Source organism: Planktothrix sp. FACHB-1365 (assembly GCF_014697575.1).
In the GTDB taxonomy this organism is placed as follows: Bacteria; Cyanobacteriota; Cyanobacteriia; order Cyanobacteriales; family Microcoleaceae; genus Planktothrix.
The window spans coordinates 51,241-67,308 of record NZ_JACJSC010000021.1 but is presented as its reverse complement, the minus strand read 5'-3'; the positions used below and the strand labels follow the sequence as shown (position 1 = coordinate 67,308).

Annotated in this window: 16 protein-coding genes; 11 read left to right on the top strand and 5 right to left on the bottom strand. The window is 37.7% G+C overall.

Annotated elements, in window-relative coordinates; all coding sequences use genetic code 11:
- Positions 1-245: 245 nt before the first annotated feature.
- The gene (locus tag H6G57_RS19765; protein WP_190521594.1) at positions 246-2,132 is read left to right on the top strand and encodes a methyl-accepting chemotaxis protein; all 1,887 of its coding nucleotides are present in this window, start codon (positions 246-248) and stop codon (positions 2,130-2,132) included.
- 50 nt (positions 2,133-2,182) lie between these two features.
- Here the strand turns inward: H6G57_RS19765 and H6G57_RS19760 are convergent, their stop codons facing one another.
- The gene (locus tag H6G57_RS19760) at positions 2,183-4,417 is read right to left on the bottom strand and encodes an ATP-binding protein (RefSeq protein WP_375539540.1); all 2,235 of its coding nucleotides are present in this window, start codon (positions 4,415-4,417) and stop codon (positions 2,183-2,185) included.
- A 266-nt stretch (positions 4,418-4,683) separates the two neighbouring features.
- Between H6G57_RS19760 and H6G57_RS19755 the strand changes: the two genes are divergently transcribed.
- Both H6G57_RS19755 and H6G57_RS19750 read left to right on the top strand, forming a co-directional pair.
- The gene (locus tag H6G57_RS19755; protein WP_190521592.1) at positions 4,684-5,286 is read left to right on the top strand and encodes a superoxide dismutase; all 603 of its coding nucleotides are present in this window, start codon (positions 4,684-4,686) and stop codon (positions 5,284-5,286) included.
- Positions 5,287-5,368: 82 nt separating this feature from the next.
- The gene (locus tag H6G57_RS19750; RefSeq protein WP_190521590.1) at positions 5,369-5,578 is read left to right on the top strand and encodes a hypothetical protein; all 210 of its coding nucleotides are present in this window, start codon (positions 5,369-5,371) and stop codon (positions 5,576-5,578) included.
- Between the two features lie 136 nt (positions 5,579-5,714).
- Here H6G57_RS19750 and H6G57_RS19745 read toward each other — a convergent pair whose 3' ends face one another.
- Together H6G57_RS19745 and H6G57_RS19740 are read right to left on the bottom strand one after the other, a co-directional pair.
- Positions 5,715-6,410: a Mo-dependent nitrogenase C-terminal domain-containing protein gene (locus H6G57_RS19745; RefSeq protein ID WP_190521588.1), complete on the bottom strand. Its 696-nt coding sequence runs from the start codon at positions 6,408-6,410 to the stop codon at positions 5,715-5,717.
- 213 nt (positions 6,411-6,623) lie between these two features.
- Positions 6,624-6,923 (bottom strand): 30S ribosomal protein PSRP-3, encoded by a 300-nt coding sequence (locus H6G57_RS19740; RefSeq protein WP_072720109.1) that lies wholly within the window; start codon positions 6,921-6,923, stop codon positions 6,624-6,626.
- Positions 6,924-7,080: 157 nt separating this feature from the next.
- On the opposite strand from H6G57_RS19740, the gene H6G57_RS19735 reads away from it, so the two are divergent.
- The 7 genes from H6G57_RS19735 to H6G57_RS19705 all read left to right on the top strand — a co-directional run bounded on the left by H6G57_RS19735 (position 7,081) and on the right by H6G57_RS19705 (position 14,019).
- Complete coding sequence (locus tag H6G57_RS19735; RefSeq protein WP_190521586.1) at positions 7,081-7,863, top strand: TIGR01548 family HAD-type hydrolase; 783 nt, start codon at positions 7,081-7,083, stop codon at positions 7,861-7,863.
- Between the two features lie 50 nt (positions 7,864-7,913).
- Positions 7,914-8,825, top strand: a complete 912-nt coding sequence (locus tag H6G57_RS19730; RefSeq protein WP_309235977.1) for a hypothetical protein — start codon at positions 7,914-7,916, stop codon at positions 8,823-8,825.
- 65 nt (positions 8,826-8,890) lie between these two features.
- Entirely contained in the window at positions 8,891-10,135 is a 1,245-nt protein-coding gene (locus tag H6G57_RS19725; RefSeq protein ID WP_190521584.1) for a lipid-A-disaccharide synthase, read from the top strand.
- 102 nt (positions 10,136-10,237) lie between these two features.
- Positions 10,238-11,413: a hypothetical protein gene (locus tag H6G57_RS19720; protein WP_190521582.1), complete on the top strand. Its 1,176-nt coding sequence runs from the start codon at positions 10,238-10,240 to the stop codon at positions 11,411-11,413.
- Positions 11,410-12,972 carry a WD40 repeat domain-containing protein gene (locus H6G57_RS19715; RefSeq protein WP_190521580.1) on the top strand — a complete coding sequence of 521 codons (1,563 nt, stop codon included), beginning with the start codon at positions 11,410-11,412 and terminating at the stop codon, positions 12,970-12,972. Before H6G57_RS19720 ends, H6G57_RS19715 begins: the two co-directional genes overlap by 4 nt.
- Positions 12,973-13,155: 183 nt before the next feature.
- Positions 13,156-13,380 (top strand): hypothetical protein, encoded by a 225-nt coding sequence (locus H6G57_RS19710; RefSeq protein WP_083620587.1) that lies wholly within the window; start codon positions 13,156-13,158, stop codon positions 13,378-13,380.
- Between the two features lie 81 nt (positions 13,381-13,461).
- Positions 13,462-14,019 carry a Uma2 family endonuclease gene (locus H6G57_RS19705; protein ID WP_190521578.1) on the top strand — a complete coding sequence of 186 codons (558 nt, stop codon included), beginning with the start codon at positions 13,462-13,464 and terminating at the stop codon, positions 14,017-14,019.
- A 19-nt stretch (positions 14,020-14,038) separates the two neighbouring features.
- Here H6G57_RS19705 and H6G57_RS19700 read toward each other — a convergent pair whose 3' ends face one another.
- Both H6G57_RS19700 and H6G57_RS19695 read right to left on the bottom strand, forming a co-directional pair.
- Positions 14,039-14,968, bottom strand: coding sequence for a glyoxylate/hydroxypyruvate reductase A (locus H6G57_RS19700; protein WP_242049032.1), 930 nt, complete (start codon positions 14,966-14,968; stop codon positions 14,039-14,041).
- A 10-nt stretch (positions 14,969-14,978) separates the two neighbouring features.
- Positions 14,979-15,599 (bottom strand): Uma2 family endonuclease, encoded by a 621-nt coding sequence (locus tag H6G57_RS19695; protein WP_190521576.1) that lies wholly within the window; start codon positions 15,597-15,599, stop codon positions 14,979-14,981.
- Between the two features lie 114 nt (positions 15,600-15,713).
- Between H6G57_RS19695 and H6G57_RS19690 the strand changes: the two genes are divergently transcribed.
- Positions 15,714-16,034: a hypothetical protein gene (locus tag H6G57_RS19690; protein WP_072722768.1), complete on the top strand. Its 321-nt coding sequence runs from the start codon at positions 15,714-15,716 to the stop codon at positions 16,032-16,034.
- Positions 16,035-16,068: the final 34 nt, after the last annotated feature.

The window sequence follows — 16,068 nt, the reverse complement described above, 5'->3', positions numbered from 1 at the left end:
TAGTCTAGGTATAGCAATCCCAAATAGGTTGTAATAATTTAAAAGTGATATGAAACAGCTAGAAGTATTACCCCTGTTCCCAGTTAAGCTGTTCCCTTTTGATGGGTTTTATTACATTTGTTGTTTAACAAAAAAGGGAGTTATAAGAACAGATGTAAATAAATTTTAAACTTTTAGAGGTTAGTGAAAAGTATGATATAATACTCTTATAAAGGGTTTCAAAAATATCCAGTTCCAAAAAACCTATGTTTAACTTTCGATGGCCGGGAAAATCCCAAAACAAGTTTTTATATTTATTGATCGCCAGTATTCTTTTTCCCGTACTTGCTGTCAGTTCATTCAATATTATGAACTCCCGTGAATATTTAATAGATTCCGTTGTTCGCTCCATGAAAAATGAGGAACAAAATAGTGGGGAAACCCTCAATCTTTTTATGGAAAATTTTAAATCTGATATTTTATATTTAAGTGAAACCCCACCTATTCAAGGAATTATTCGTGCTAGGGAGAACAAAGGCATTGATCCTGAAGATAAATCCACCTATGCCAATTGGATAGATCGATTAACAATTATTTTTAAGTCTTTCCTGAGCAATCGACCTTATTATGATCAATTGAGATATTTAGATGAAGACGGAAATGAACTGTTGAGAGTCAAAGTTGCTAATGGTCAAGTTACAGTTGTTCCCCGCAAAGAGTTAAAAAACAAATCTTCATCGGACTACTTTCGACAAACTTTAAGCTTAAAACCGGGGCAAGTTTATGTTTCTCCTATTAACTTAAGTCGAGATAATGATCAAATTGAAATTCCTCATAAACCCATTATTCGCTATGGAGTTCCCATTTATAATCAATCCGGTGAGAAACGAGGAATTTTAGTTGCCAATATTTTAATTGAACGGTTGTTTGATCTCGCTGATAATGATAATTTAAGTTCAGAATTGCAACAACAATTTTTTGTAATCAATCAAGAGGGATATTATTTACGCCACCCCCTTCCCGAAAAACAGTGGGGGTTTGAATTCAATAAAAATCATAATTTTAAAACTGATTTTTCACAAGCTGTTGTTCAGCAAGTGCTATCGGGAGGCAATGGCTTGATTACAGATATTTCCGACTCAATTATGACTTATAATACCATCTTTCCCGATTCAGTTAATCGCAAAAATCCTTTTGTTTTAGTTTATGAAACCCCCAAATCTGTTGTTTTAAAACCCATCAATCAGTTTATTCAGATAGCTGTGATTGTTACTCTTGTGATTGGGGGATTTTTTGTATTTTTAGGAATCATTCTTTTAAAGAAATTAGTCAATTCTATTTTGGAAGTTGTCGGGGTTGTGACTTCCTTCTCCAGTCAGATTGTTTCCACGATTAATGAACAAGAACGGATTACCAATCAACAATTATCTTCCGTTCAAGAAACAACCGTTACAATGGATGAATTAAGTGCTTCCTCTCAACAGTCTGCTCAACAAGCAGAAGGGGCTGTTTTTGGTGCTCAACAAGCCTTAATTCGGGTAGAACAGGGAACAACAGCCATTCAAAAAGCCTTACAAGAAATGGAAACTTTGAAAATCAAAGTAGAATCTATTGCTGAAAAAATTGTGCAGTTAAGTGAACAAACCCATCAAATTGGTAGTGTTTCTGATGTGGTTGGTGATTTATCAAATCAAACCAATATGTTAGCGTTAAATGCCGCCGTTGAAGCGGTACGCGCTGGAGAACATGGAAAGGGATTTGCTGTGGTGGCGTCTGAAATTAGAAAACTCTCCGATGCGAGTCAAAAATCCAGCCAAAAAATTAATACCTTAGTCAATGATATTCAACGGATGATTCAAACAACAGTTGTGGTGACTGAAGAAGGAACAAAAAATGTTGAATCTGGGGTTCATGTGGCTCACCAAACGGCTCAAGTTTTTTCTGATGTGTCAAAATCAATGGAACAAATCGTCGAAAGTAGTCAACAAATTGCCTTAACATCTAAACAGCAAGCTGTCGCCATTCAACAGGTTAATCAAGCTATGAATAATCTCACACGAGGTGCTAATGAAACGGCTCTCGGTGTCAACCAAATTAAAAACGGAAGTGCAAAACTCAGTGATGCAACTCATAATTTAAAAGAAGTGTTATAAAGAAGTAATCGTATCGTTGGGGTGATGTTGTCAAACGGTTGGGAAATATCTTAATACTTCTTCTTCGATGAAGACCCCAGAAAAGATTTCACCAGAGACAGCATTAAGTCTAAATCTAAAGGTTTACTTAAATAGGCAGATGCACCGGCGGCTAGACAGCGTTCTCGGTCGCCTGCCATTGCCATTGCTGTCAGTGCAATAATCGGAACAGATTGCCACAGAGAATGGTTTTGAAGTTGACGCATCAGTTCTATCCCATCTATCTCTGGTAACTGTACATCCATTAAAATTAAATCGGGTAAGGATTTTTCAGTTACTAGGGGAGAATGAATGGCTTCTAACATGGTTTGACCATCACTAATTAATTCAACTCGATATCCCTCTAACTCTAAAATTTCTGAAACTAATAATTGATTAAAGGGTTGATCTTCCACGACTAAAATTCGAGGAATATTGGGATAATTCAGGTTAGAACTATCAGAAACATCGGATTTTTGAGCTTTAGATAAAGCTTGAGGTCGTCGATTCAGACTTAATTCTTCACGCATTTCGGTTAAAGGCAACCACACCCGAAATAAGCTGCCTCGATTCACCGTTGAACGAAAGGAAACGGTGCCGCCATGTAACTCCGCCAGTCGTTTAACTAATGCTAATCCTAATCCAGTTCCTTCATGGCGACGGGTTAAAGAAGAATCCACTTGTTGAAAGGGACGGAATAAAAGATGCCAACGCTCTTCGGGAATCCCAATCCCTGAGTCTTTTACCTCTAAACAAAGATAAGGTGTACTGGAATTTACCGGGGAACAATCTGGTCGATAATCTTGATCAATTTGGCTGCCATAAGCTAAAAATCCACTCAGTTTAATACTTCCTCCCTCTGGAGTAAATTTTACCGCATTAGACAATAAATTAATAATAATTTGTCGCACCCGTCGTTCATCTAAAAAGGCGTGATTTAATCGATAATCTAATTCTAAAGACATCGCCAACCGTTTTTTGTCAGCACGAGGCTGCATCATTTTTAAACCTTCAGTGCACAGGCGATGAACATCGACAATTTGTAAATCAAGTTCGGTTTTTCCGGCTTCAATTTTGGATAAATCCAGAATATCGTTAATCAGTTGTAAGAGATGTTGACCACTTTTTTCAATCAGTTGAATGTGATGCAGTTGCCGTTCATTTAAAGTCCCTCCAATCTGGCGTTTAAGTAAGTCGGAAAATCCTAAAATACTATTGAGGGGAGTTCGCAGTTCATGGGACATGGACGCTAAAAACTCTGATTTCAGTTGAGAAGCGCGTTCTAAATCTTCGTTAATTTGACGCAGGCGAGTTTGTGCTTGTGTCCGTTCAATCGCCGCACCCAGCGTCCGACAGGCGGCGTCTAACATATCCCGTTGAGGATATTGTTGAAATCGATTTAAGTCCCGTGATTCTAAGGTTAAAACCCCAATAATTTTTCCATTGGTCGCCGGGATGGGGAAAATTCCTAACTGACCGATTCCGGGAGAGCGAAAAGCAGGAACAGATTTAGGATGTTGAGCATAATTTTGCACAAAAATAGGTTGACCCGTTGCCACCACATCCCATAATAAACCTTGACCATAGGGAATTCCATGCTTTAATATTTCCTGCATTAAAGCAATGGCAGGTTCTCCATAGGTGGCAATAAATTGACCCGAAATTTGATTCATAATCGTTTCGGCTTGGCGATTTCTTCCCTCTCCATAAATAACTTTTACATCGCCAAAAGCCGCATTGATAACGGAAACTAAATAATTCAAGGCAAACTGAGCTACCTCTTGTAAATTATCAGAATCTTGTAAGCGTTCATTTAACCCTAATAAAAATTTTAATCGCTGAACTTCTGTATTTAAGTGGGTTTGAGAATTGCGATAATAAGTCACATCTCGAAACGTAAATAACCGACCGCCCTGGGGGGTTAAGGTACTTTCAACTTCTAAATAAATGTTGTTACTTTGCTGAATACAAAAGGATAAATTCGGAAGTTCTGTTTGCTGCAAACAAGCTTTGAGTTGCTGACATTGTTGTTCACTCCAATAGCCCTGAGCAACTACTTCTGAACAAATCGTTTCTAAGGGAGGATGTTGAGTTAAAAAATTGAGAGATAATCCCCAAATTTCAGCTAATTTTTGATTAAATAATACTAAATGATGAGAAGAATTAAATAAAGCGATCGCATTATCAATCTGGTTTAAAATTAATTCTTGCTCTTCCCGTAACTGGTGGACATCCATTGTCAATGGCGGTTGCTCGCTATTACTCATCTCTTCAATCATTGTAATTCTGGGGAAGATATGGATAAAATTAGTTTTATTAAACTAATTTAACAAATCTTAATCATATTCGGTCAAAGTTGACCGTTGACGCTTAACCCTTTTTGTGTCCAGACTCCCTCTAAGGACAGATAATCCCCATTGTCTCAGAAAATCAACGACAAAAGGGCAAAATCATGTATTTTTTGCGATAAAATCAAAACGATGTAAAGATTTGTTTAGAGTAACCTTTACCTACTTAGAGAGGATAGAACACAATGGCTTTTGAACTTCCGCCTTTACCCTATGCCCCCGATGCTTTAGAAGGAAGCAAAATGTCGGCGCAGACCTTTTCCTACCATCATGGTAAGCACCACGCGGCCTATGTTACCAACCTAAACAATCTGATCAAAGACACTGACCTGGCGGATAAATCCTTAGAAGAAATTATCAAAGCCACGGCCAATGACCCCGCCAAAGTCGGAATCTTCAACAACGCCGCCCAGGTGTGGAATCATTCTTTCTTCTGGAATTGTATGAAACCCGGTGGGGGTGGTGAACCCACAGGAGATTTAGCCAACAAAATTAATCAAGATTTTGGCGGCTTTGACAAATTTGTAGCCGAATTCAAAAACGCTGCGGCGACTCAATTTGGAAGTGGTTGGGCTTGGTTAGTGCTGGAAAATGGCAAACTCAAAGTCACCAAAACGGCTAATGCGGCTAACCCAATGGTGGATGGGGCGACTCCGTTATTAACCTTAGATGTTTGGGAACACGCCTATTATCTGGACTTCCAAAACGCTAGACCGGGTTATATTGATAACTTCCTGAGCCAACTGGTGAATTGGGAGTTTGTTGCCAGTAATTTAGCGTCTGCCTAATATAAAAGCTGGGAGTGGGGAAGGGATAATTTTTCCCTATTCCCGGTTTTTAATTCTTTATTAATAAATTAAAATCCGAGTTATGAATAGTCAAGAATTAGCCCGATATATTGAAAGTACGGATAGTATTTCTAAACCTTGGTTATTAATGCAATTGCGATTAAAAAAACTTCAAGAGCGTCGAGCCGAAATTTCCCATGAAGAGTATATTCAAGAGTTAGCCCAACTCCATGAAGAGTTAATGAATTTGGGAGAATGGTGGTTAGGAATAGAAGATGAAGTATTTGGTTAAACTTTGTTTTTAGGGTGGGGAAGAGGATGTTAATATTAGTCCAATACCCCTGATTATAATTATAACAGGGATCAGATCCCCCTAAATCCCCCTTAAAAAGGGGGACTTTGAACCCAGCTTTCGCCTCGGTTATTTCCTAACAATATTTAGAGATATCTTCCTGACATTCATCTGCTAAATAACACAACGCCCGGAAACGTAACCCGACAAATTGTTCATATAAAGGATTCAATTTGCACATGGGGGGAATATGAACAATCTTGCGCCCAAATATGGTGAGATCTCGTTCAAAAGGGCACTGAGGCGGAATTAATTTACACACCGCATGGGCAACTTTAGAATCATGAATTTCTAAGTCGTCTAACCAATGTTTAACCGGGGAGAGAACATCCAAATGATGATCATCATGGCTATTTTGACTAATGCAAATTTCCCCTAACTCCCCCGATTGAATTTGGGATAAATCTTGTAAGGTTTTGCGTAAGGTATCTAACGCTTCTATTTTCAGGTTTAACGCTTGACAAAATTGATGGAGTAAATCATCCTCACAAATTGAATAAATCCCATCAGCTAAAGCCACCATTACCGCCGTTCTCAGGAAGTTTTCAGCCAGTTTAGGATGGGTTCCTAAAACAGCACCTAATTCCTGGGGTGAAATGGGATCTAAACTGTCAACATTCGTGACCGCGACTAATTCATCATGGGTTAACGCATCAATTAACTCATGTTCTTCCTCGCCAAAACTTCCATCCGCCCAAGCCAGGGTTAACAGTCCCCGCATCCACGCCAGACTTTGTTCTGTGGTGTATGGAATTCGAGATGTGCTCGTCATAGGTTTTCCTCTTCGCCAAATCTCCTATGGTTCAGTCCCTGTTATTTTCCGTTGGGTTATGCGGAAAAACAAGACTAAGCTTTTCTGCTTATTCCTATGTTAGCTGCAACTGAAAGGAAGCCAGCAAATTCTATCCATGCAAAACCAACGCCCAGCAGTCGCTATGGCGTTGGAGACTTCACACAATCAAAAATTAAATCAACGAGAAGGAGATCAGCTACTCCCGGTGAAGATAACTTCAGGAAATTTACCTTGGGCTTCGCTCATGGGGCGATTTCTGCCCTCTTCTTGCCAATAATTGATCACTTCGGTTGCTTTATTGAGCAACTCAACTTGATCACCTTCAGAAATCCAACGTTTGGATTCCATTTCTGTTTTCAGTTGTTCCCAAGCATCGTTGCGAGGCCAGAAAAAGTAAGAGGTTAAAGGACTTGTGCCTTTACCCACCACTTGATCCACCGCCAGCGCAACATTCTCATCCAGCCAGAGAACTTTTAGTACGAACCTTGACAATTACACCTCCAGGTCTATCCCAGGCTTAATTAAAAATATTACAATCCTCTATAATACCTTATGTTTTTCCAAATCCGCCAATACTTTGATTGAGATTTGCCGGAGTACCCAGTTCAGGTGTAGCCTTGAGCATGACATAAGCTCAACGGACTCAATGATGAAAACCGCTATTGTTGTTTTTGATATTGATGGAGTCATTCGGGATGTGGGAGGTTCCTATCGACGGGCTATTGCTGATACCGTCGAACAGTTTACAAACGGCGCCTATCGTCCGACCCTCACCGATATTGATGCTCTCAAATCTGAGGGAATTTGGAATAATGATTGGGAAGCCTCTCAAGAATTAGTTTATCGTTATTTTGAAGCCCAAGGAAAAACCAGAACCGACATTTCCCTTAATTATAAACAGTTAATCGATTTTTTCCAGTCCCGTTATCGAGGGCTAGACCCCGAACAATGGACAGGTTATATTTGTTCAGAACCCTTACTTTGTACCCCGAATTATTTTCAAAACTTAACTGAAAATCAGATGCTTTGGGGTTTCTTTAGTGGGGCGATGCGAGATGAAGCCCTCTATGTTTTGCAGGGTAAACTAAATTTAGGTTCTCTTGTTTTAAGGGCGATGGAAGATGTTCCGGGGAAACCTGACCCAACGGGATTATTTGAAGTGATCGCAGAATTAGAATCCGAAGAAAATGAACAAACCCCGGTTCTTTATGTTGGGGATACCGTCGCAGATTTGTACACCGTAACCCAAGCCAAACAACTGCAACCTGACCGTATTTGGGTCGGTGTGGGGGTGCTTCCGCCCCATATTCAACAAGCCGATTTAGAACGTCGTCAAGCATATCAGCAAAACTTAGAAAAGGCGGGAGCAACAATTGTATTAAATAAATTAGAAGAATTAACTCCAGACAAAATTAAGGAATTAATTGCTTAATCTAATTGCCCTTTTATTAAAAATTAGCGTCACAATGGGTTTAACGTGCGGTGAAATTTATTCTCAAAAATTGGTTTAATTTTTTCTCTAAAAATCGAAATTCAAATTCTTCTGTTATTCTGAAAGAGGATTTTATTGATCCTGTAACAGGGCGGCATTGTTTGGATCGTCTCTATGAACAATTTGCAAAACCCCAAGTTAAAGGATTATTTGAACCCGATGCGCCTTCTATTTATATTAACCATAAAATCGGACAAAAGGTTTTAGGAGACTATATTATTGATCAAGTATTTGAAGATAAAAAAACCGGATTTTATGCCGAGGGTCGTCTTCCCTTAAAAGCTAATCAGCCTCCGGTTTTAGTAATTCGCGGCTATGGGTCATGGTATCCGTTTTATCGAGTTATAGAAGATACACCTGATGTGTTTATTGCCAGTTGGGAAGGACAGTTAAAATCCGCAGAAAAAAAAGGTGCGATCGCTTGGTTAAAACATCATACCCAACAAGGACAAAAACCCGATATGATTGGGGAAAGTTTAGGAGGAAAAGTGGCTCAACAAATTGTGATTAAATATTCTGATTATATTCGCTCAACGGTGACTTATAATTCATTAGGAATTTCACCCGAATTAGCAAAAACGACTGGAATTAATAACATTTTTCACTATTTTACATTAGGAGAACGTTATGCGTTTTGGGCAAATCGAGGCGGTTATCTCCCCGGTTATTGTTTTCAAATTTCTAAACGAGGAATGAATTGGGTTTATAAAATAGAAAATAAAATCATTGCCAAAGCCAAGCTTTCAGATATTAAAAACCATGTTAAATCTCGTAATTTATCACAACTATTTTGGGTATTTATAGCTCAGATAATCTTGCTTAAAAGACATAATGATATTATATTAAATTGTCGTTCTCCTGTTGTTGATATCATTAATTTGAATCAATTACAAAATATTTGATTTATAAGAGTGAAGCCTTTTCTTTCTATTCCCCATTCGTAATTCGTAATTCGTAATTCGTAAATATGGAAAATCCTATTGATATTTTAATCCTTTCTAATGGCCCTGGTGAAATTACAACTTGGGTACGTCCCGTTGTTCAAGCCTTACGAGAACAGCTACAACATCAACCATTTCAAGCCAGAATTTCTTTAATATTATCTCCTTGTCCGAATGCAACTGGAAAAGAAGTTAATATTGCTCGTTCTTATCCAGAAATTGATCGAGTTCAAGGCGCAGAATATTTTTGGCAATTTTTGTTATTGGGAAAAACCGCAGGAAATTGGGACTGGTATCAAAAAGGTGTCGTTTTATTTTTAGGAGGAGATCAATTTTTTACCGTAGTTATTAGTAAACGCTTAGGCTATCGTAGCGTTATTTATGCCGAATGGGAGGCGCGTTGGTGGCGTTATATTAACCGTTTTGGGGTGATGAAATCCGAGATTTTAGAGACTATTCCCCAACCCTATAAAGGTAAATTAGAAGTCATCGGAGATTTAATGGCGGATGTAGCTTTATCGGCTTCTTCCTCTCCTATTTCTTCGGATATAATGATTGGATTATTACCCGGTTCTAAAGCAGCAAAATTAACCCAAGGTATCCCCTTAACCTTAGCCATTGTTGAATATTTACACCAAAAACGACCTAAAACTCGATTTATTATTCCTGTTGCACCTACCTTAGATTTACAAACCTTAGCTCGTTTTGCCGATCCTCAATATAACCCCATTATAGCAAAATTTGGCGGAATTTCAGCACAACTTCATTTAGAAGATCCAGCTTATTTAGAAACTCAAAACGGGGTCAAAATAGAACTTTATACATCCTTTCCAGCTTATAATTTACTTTCAAACTGTCAAATTTGTTTAACCACAGTGGGAGCCAATACCGCCGAATTAGGAGCCTTAGCTGTTCCCATGATTGTATTATTACCCACTCAACAATTAGATGCCATGCGTTCTTGGGATGGGATACCCGGAATCTTAGCGAATTTACCCGGATTAGGATCTATTTTTGCTAAAATTATTAATAGATTAGTCTTAAAAAAAGGTAAATTATTTGCATGGCCGAATATTTGGGCAAAACAGGAAATTGTACCCGAATTAGTCGGAGAACTCAAACCCGAAGATATCGCTAATTTAGTCTTAAATTATTTAGACCATCCTGAACAATTAGAAGCCATGCGCCAGCGTTTACGACAAGTGAGAGGAGAACCGGGTGCTGCCAAAAAATTAGCGAATATTATCGTTAAATGCTGTGGTTTAGAATAATCAGATGATGATTTTTTTAACGGGATTTTATGGTATTATATCCGACAAATGCTAAATCAAGGGACGCAACAGCAACCTTGAGGATTTACTTCACGGAGTCGCATGAATACTTATTCAATTATTATGTTAGGGCCTACTGCTTCAGGAAAAACCGTTTTCCTGGCTAGTTTATATAAAAAGTTATCAACACAGGGAGATGCGGGTTTTTTTCTGGAAGTAGATAATGGGGAAACGGGAAATCGCTTACATGATCTTTACTCAGAAATTGTTTTTGGTGAAGACTGGCCAAAACCAACTTTCCCGAATGAAATACCTGAATGGACTTTTACTTGTCGAGTCCAAACCAAAAATTTACCCATTTATTCAGCCTGTAAATTTACTTATATTGATTATGCAGGAGGTAGGATAACCGATTATACGGAAAAAGAAAACCAGGAATTTTATGACAGGCTACAAAATGCAGATATCATGCTGGGATTGTTAGATGGTCAGCGTATTATTTCGTTAATGCAGCATGGAAAATTGGGTAATATTTGGGCAATTAATGAACTCCCTAAAATGCTGAGTCTTATGCAAAAATTTGGAAAACCGATTCAGTTTGTTATTAGTAAATGGGATATTGTTGAAGATAAATATTCACTTCAGGAAGTCTTAGATCTTTTATTAAGTATCGATGAGTTTAAAAACTTAGTACAGACTTGTCAAAAAGCAGAAGTTCCCATTCATTTAATTCCGGTTAGTGCTGTGGGCAAAGGTTTTGCCACACTGCAACCTGACGGAAGTATGTTAAAAACACCAGACGTTTTACCTAAACCGTTTCAAGTTGAATTACCTTTAGCTTGTGTTTTACCTGATTTAATTCAAGTTGAATATAATAGACTTGAAAAACAAAAGCAGGAGATGAAAGACAATAACCCTGAAGTAAAAGAGAACCTCAATTTTTTTGAGCAAGTCGGTCAAATTATAGGTGAAGGTCTAAAAGTTGTTGCAGGACTTGTACCAGACGTTGTTGAAACCTTTTTACCTAAAAAATTTAATTTTCCTACAGAGTCTTTGCAGAAAATGATTAATTTGGCAGCAAAATTAGCTCAATCATCTGCAAGCCAAAAACAAGAACTCGCTCAAAGAAGATCTGAAGAACTACGCCGAGAACGTGAACAAACATTGGCACAAGTTACAGATGAACAAACCGCTTTAACTTATGCCTTAGATTGTTTTTTACTCCTGCAAACTGAACTTTATAAAAATTTCCCTGAATCTAAAATTGAATTACCATGAATTATACACCAGCTTGGTCATTTTTAGTCAGCCGTAATCAATACCTGGATTACAGAACAATTGTTGCTCCTGATTTTATCTGTAATGCGGATGTTTCTATTATTTTGGCAAAAGCAGCCATAGGAGAACTTTCAAAACCTGAAACTGCTTATTATCAAGAAATTGATCATCCTTCCGTTGGCAAATTAACCTTAATTTTTCGAGTTATTTTAGCAACAGGTGATAATACAGGGTTGTCTGAAACTGGGGTTTTAACCGATGGTTTTGGTCGAAAAATTTGTTTAATTGAAGGGATTGTTATTAAAGAATTTCAACCTAATTTTAGGTTAAGTCAAACAACGTTAGAGGAGATTCACAAACCTCTGATGGAATGTTATCGTAAATTTTGGGAAATTATTAACCCTGTTACTGCTGAACCTTCTGAAGTTTTTAAGTTAACTAACCTTGAACCAAATCAAGCCAGCTTGCAATATATTACCCTGAATCGTTATATTGAACAATCTGAACCTTCATCTCTGTTAAATCGCCAAAAATCAACGATTAGTAAAAAATGGCAAGTGGAAACAATGGAAGATTTTGATAGTGAAATCTGTTCTATTGTTAGCTTTTCGGATGGAAATCGTATAGCAGTAGGTTGTGATCAAGAAATTATTGTTTATGATTTGTTAAATAAAGGGAAAATTAAGCGATTTTCGGGTTCAAAAATGACACCTGGCTTTAAATTTCCTACACCCATCACTCTGAGTCCAACAGAAGAATTTATTGTGAGTGCTATGGTTGGAGGGTTAGAAGTAAATCTGATTCAACTCTGGGATATTAAAAACCTAGAAGAAAAAAGTCCAGAAGAAAAAAAACCTAAAACTTTAGCAGAGTATGGAGGAATATTTGATTTAAAAGACTCATTTTTCAATCGTTTTGGGAGAACAGAAAAAGCTTCAAGTCGAGTTAAAGCAGTGGCGTTAACTCCTGATGGTAAATTTGCAATTAGCAGCACTATTAATGGTAACATCAAGCTTTGGGATACTCAAGAAGAAAATTTAGAAATCCTAGAATTTTCGAGCCATTCCCGGCAAATTTCTGCTTTAGCGGTTGATAATCATAACTTTATTTTAGCCAGTGGCGATGTCGATGGTTATATAAAATTCTGGAATTTAAGAACTCTGAAGAAAGAAGAAATTATGACGCTACAGATTCCAAAACAAGCGATTAACGCATTAGCGTTTAGTCCTGATGGTAAAATGTTAGCGAGTGGTACTGATCAGGGAGAAATTAAACTTTGGGATACTAAAAATGGGGAACAATATTCAGTCAATTGGCAGCATTCTGAAGCGATTAATACATTAGCGTTTAGTCCTGATGGTTGTTTATTAGCGAGTGGTTCTAATGATCATAAAATTAGACTTTGGGATGTCAAAGATCAACAATCCGAAAAAAAACCTCCACTAGAGGGTCATACTGACGCTGTTACCGCAGTTGTATTTACTCCTGATGGTCAAAAGTTAATTAGTGGGGGAAAAGACCGTAAAATTAGAGTTTGGCAACCTGTTAATTTGAGGTAGAGCCTCAAAGTTAGCATTGTAATGCAGAGCATTGGAACAAGGGGAAATAGGCATTTTTATGGGAGTTTATGTGGTATTTTTTGGGAAAATAATCTTGATTATTATGAGTGTACAATCCATTTAGACTTGCTATATCTTCCTCAAAATGTTATAATTAAACTAGCAATTTTTATATGATTAGTTATGTCCGAAGGATTACAAACCTCAAGGCTTCAACAAGCATTAGATAAAGTAGAAGCACTCTCAATTGAGGAACAAAACCTCATCGTTGAAATCTTAGTTAAGCGCCTACAGAGAAACCGTCGAGAACAACTGCTCCAAGAAATTCAAGAAGTTCGACAGGAAGTGGCAGAAGGCTTGATTACAGTGGGTTCTGTAGATGATTTTCTTCGGGAGTTAGAGACTTGAGAAAAATTGCTTGGACTCCCAAATCTCTAAGAGCTTACAAACGATATTATTAAACCATAAACCCCTTTGAGCAATCAACTGATGGTAACAATCAAAACTCAACTTACCCTAGATGAATTTCTCACCCTTCCTGAAACCGACTTAAATTATGAATTGATTAATGGAGAAGCAGTTCCCAAAATACCACCCAAACGTTTTCATTCTCGAATTAGAGGAACTTTGTGTACCCTCTTAACTCAATGGTGTCAAAATCAAGGAGAAATCGGCATCGAATGGGCGGTTATTCTGAAAAAAAATAATCGAGATTGGGTTCCAATTCCTGATTTACTTTATATTTCCTATACTCGTCTACCTTTAGACCGATTTATTGATGAAGCTTGTCCAGTTCCCCCTGAATTAGTGATAGAAATTATATCGCCGGATCAAACCTTTGGTCAAATGAGTGAAAAAGCCATTGATTATCTTAATGCTGGAGTATTGAGGGTTTGGGTTATTGACCCGAAAGCTAAAACCATTACTATTTTTTATCCCGATGCACCCCCTCAAACAAAACGAGATGAGGCAATTTTAACCGATAATTTATTAGAAGGATTGCAATTTACCCCCCAGCAAGTTTTTCAACAAGCCGGGATTATTTGAAATCATTGTATCTAGTTAATTAATATCCTCTGGATACATCAACGGTATTATTTAATAATAATCCCCCTTGACTTTTGTTAATCGCCTCAATAATTTGAGGTGCAACAGAAGCGGGGATAGTTTTCGCCGCAATATGGGGGGTAATTGTAATGTTTGGATGAACCCAAAAAGGATGATTTTTCGGTAAGGGTTCAATTTGAAAAACATCCAAACAAGCACCGGAAAGTTGACCGGATTTTAAAGCATTTAATAAATCTTCTTCAACTAAATGTTTCCCCCGTGCTACATTAATTAAATAGGCGCCTTGAGGTAAAGCTGAAAAGGTATTTTGATTTAAAATTCCTTCGGTTTTTGGGGTTAAAGGTAACAAACACACTAATATCTCACATTCACTTAAAAATAACTTAAATTCTCCCTCACCTAAAAAACAATTAATATTGTCTAAAACTTTAGGGGTTCGACTCCAACCTCTCACCGAAAACCCCATCATCTTGAGTTTTTGAGCAATATCTAAACCTAAAACTCCTAACCCTAGAATTCCAACGGTACAATCAGATGTATTTCTAGGGGCTAATCCTTGCCATACCCCTTGACTTTGTTGAGTTTTATAAGCTATCAATTGACGATGATACTGTAAAACCGCTAATAAAATATATTCCGACATTTGCGAAGTTAAAGACTCATCGACTAACCGCACAATTGGAATATCAAGGGGTAAATTCGGATCTCGTAAAATATGATCAACACCTGCACCTGTTGAGATAATAACGTTTAAATTAGGGAATTTTTCAATTACTCCCAATGGGTGCATCCACGCTAAAATTGCATCAATCTCTGCTAAATTTTCAACATCAGGATAAACCTCAATCTTTAACTGCGGTTGATAAGTTTGGAGTGCAGAAATCCAAACTTCAGGATTTTCAAATTCTCCTAATAATAGTAATGTCATTGCTGATTTCCTAAACCGTCATTAACCATTTTTGAAACTCCCGACGCACCGCAACCCGACCGGATTTGATATTGTTTTTAATAATTTGTGGTAAACCTTCTAGGGCTATTTCAGGAAATACGAAACTGTGAGAAATTTGTTGATATCCTCCCTCGTTTAACTGATAAATTTTCAATTTATTTTCATCACACCGCCAAACTTCAGGAATCCCTAAACGGGCATAGAGAGAACGTCGGGAAAGAGATTTATAAGTTAAATCAATTTCCAAAACTAAATCCGGGGGAGGATTTTCAGGTAAACTAATCGTCAATAGTTTTTCAATCCTGGGTAAATTTTGAATATAAAAACAACTATCCACTTCTAAACTAATTTTTAAATCGGGTCTTTGCCAAAGGGCGAACCCTAAACCCCGATAATTAATATTGTATAAATCCAATAAAGCAATAATAAATTCTTCTAAAATTTCACGATACTCTTGATGGAGAGGCGAGGGAGTAATCAGTTCCAAACGCCCATTATCATAGGTGAGTAAAGTCTCTCCATTTTTTTGCCGTTTAAAAATAATCGTTTCTAAATCCTGCCAAGGGACATTCTCCAGAAAGATATTACCAGGATGAGGAGATTTAGACATTCTCGCAATCAAAAAAGTGAACAACTAAGATTAATATTATTCTATATCGATCTAAGATAAGGTGGGAACGTTCAATTCCTTGGTGAAATTGCCCCATTTAGGAGAAGTTGACCTATGCCCAAAGGGTCTTTTGCAGAATACAATGCGACCACAGCAACGCAAATCACCTTTTATTATGACAACGGCCATGACGAAACCTTTAGCATTCCCATTCCCTCGGCGGAATTAGCCCCCCTACTTTCCCAACTCTTAAATCAAGCTTGGCTGACCTTTCATCTGGTTGATCAAACGGTCATGATTAATATGGCAAAAGTGGAAAAAGTCGAGTTGAAACCCCCAGTTATGGAACTAGAAGGAGAGGGAATTTTCCTGAATTCTCAACGGGTAACCGCCCTGCATCGGGGTGCAGTCGGTCGTTTCAAAGTTACTGAATAACTGAACTTGTGCCATCTTACTTCATAGATGAAAT

Excerpts from the sequence above, each read along its gene's own strand:
- H6G57_RS19720 (WP_190521582.1), top strand. The coding sequence starts at position 10,238 with ATGAATACTTATTCAATTATTATGTTAGGGCCTACTGCTTCAGGAAAA.
- H6G57_RS19710 (WP_083620587.1), top strand. The coding sequence starts at position 13,156 with ATGTCCGAAGGATTACAAACCTCAAGGCTTCAACAAGCATTAGATAAA.
- H6G57_RS19695 (WP_190521576.1), bottom strand. The coding sequence starts at position 15,599 with ATGTCTAAATCTCCTCATCCTGGTAATATCTTTCTGGAGAATGTCCCT.
- H6G57_RS19690 (WP_072722768.1), top strand. The coding sequence starts at position 15,714 with ATGCCCAAAGGGTCTTTTGCAGAATACAATGCGACCACAGCAACGCAA.
- H6G57_RS19705 (WP_190521578.1), top strand. The coding sequence starts at position 13,462 with ATGGTAACAATCAAAACTCAACTTACCCTAGATGAATTTCTCACCCTT.
- H6G57_RS19760 (WP_375539540.1), bottom strand. The coding sequence starts at position 4,417 with ATGAGTAATAGCGAGCAACCGCCATTGACAATGGATGTCCACCAGTTA.
- H6G57_RS19700 (WP_242049032.1), bottom strand. The coding sequence starts at position 14,968 with ATGACATTACTATTATTAGGAGAATTTGAAAATCCTGAAGTTTGGATT.
- H6G57_RS19725 (WP_190521584.1), top strand. The coding sequence starts at position 8,891 with ATGGAAAATCCTATTGATATTTTAATCCTTTCTAATGGCCCTGGTGAA.
- H6G57_RS19755 (WP_190521592.1), top strand. The coding sequence starts at position 4,684 with ATGGCTTTTGAACTTCCGCCTTTACCCTATGCCCCCGATGCTTTAGAA.
- H6G57_RS19735 (WP_190521586.1), top strand. The coding sequence starts at position 7,081 with ATGAAAACCGCTATTGTTGTTTTTGATATTGATGGAGTCATTCGGGAT.
- H6G57_RS19715 (WP_190521580.1), top strand. The coding sequence starts at position 11,410 with ATGAATTATACACCAGCTTGGTCATTTTTAGTCAGCCGTAATCAATAC.
- H6G57_RS19765 (WP_190521594.1), top strand. The coding sequence starts at position 246 with ATGTTTAACTTTCGATGGCCGGGAAAATCCCAAAACAAGTTTTTATAT.
- H6G57_RS19750 (WP_190521590.1), top strand. The coding sequence starts at position 5,369 with ATGAATAGTCAAGAATTAGCCCGATATATTGAAAGTACGGATAGTATT.
- H6G57_RS19745 (WP_190521588.1), bottom strand. The coding sequence starts at position 6,410 with ATGACGAGCACATCTCGAATTCCATACACCACAGAACAAAGTCTGGCG.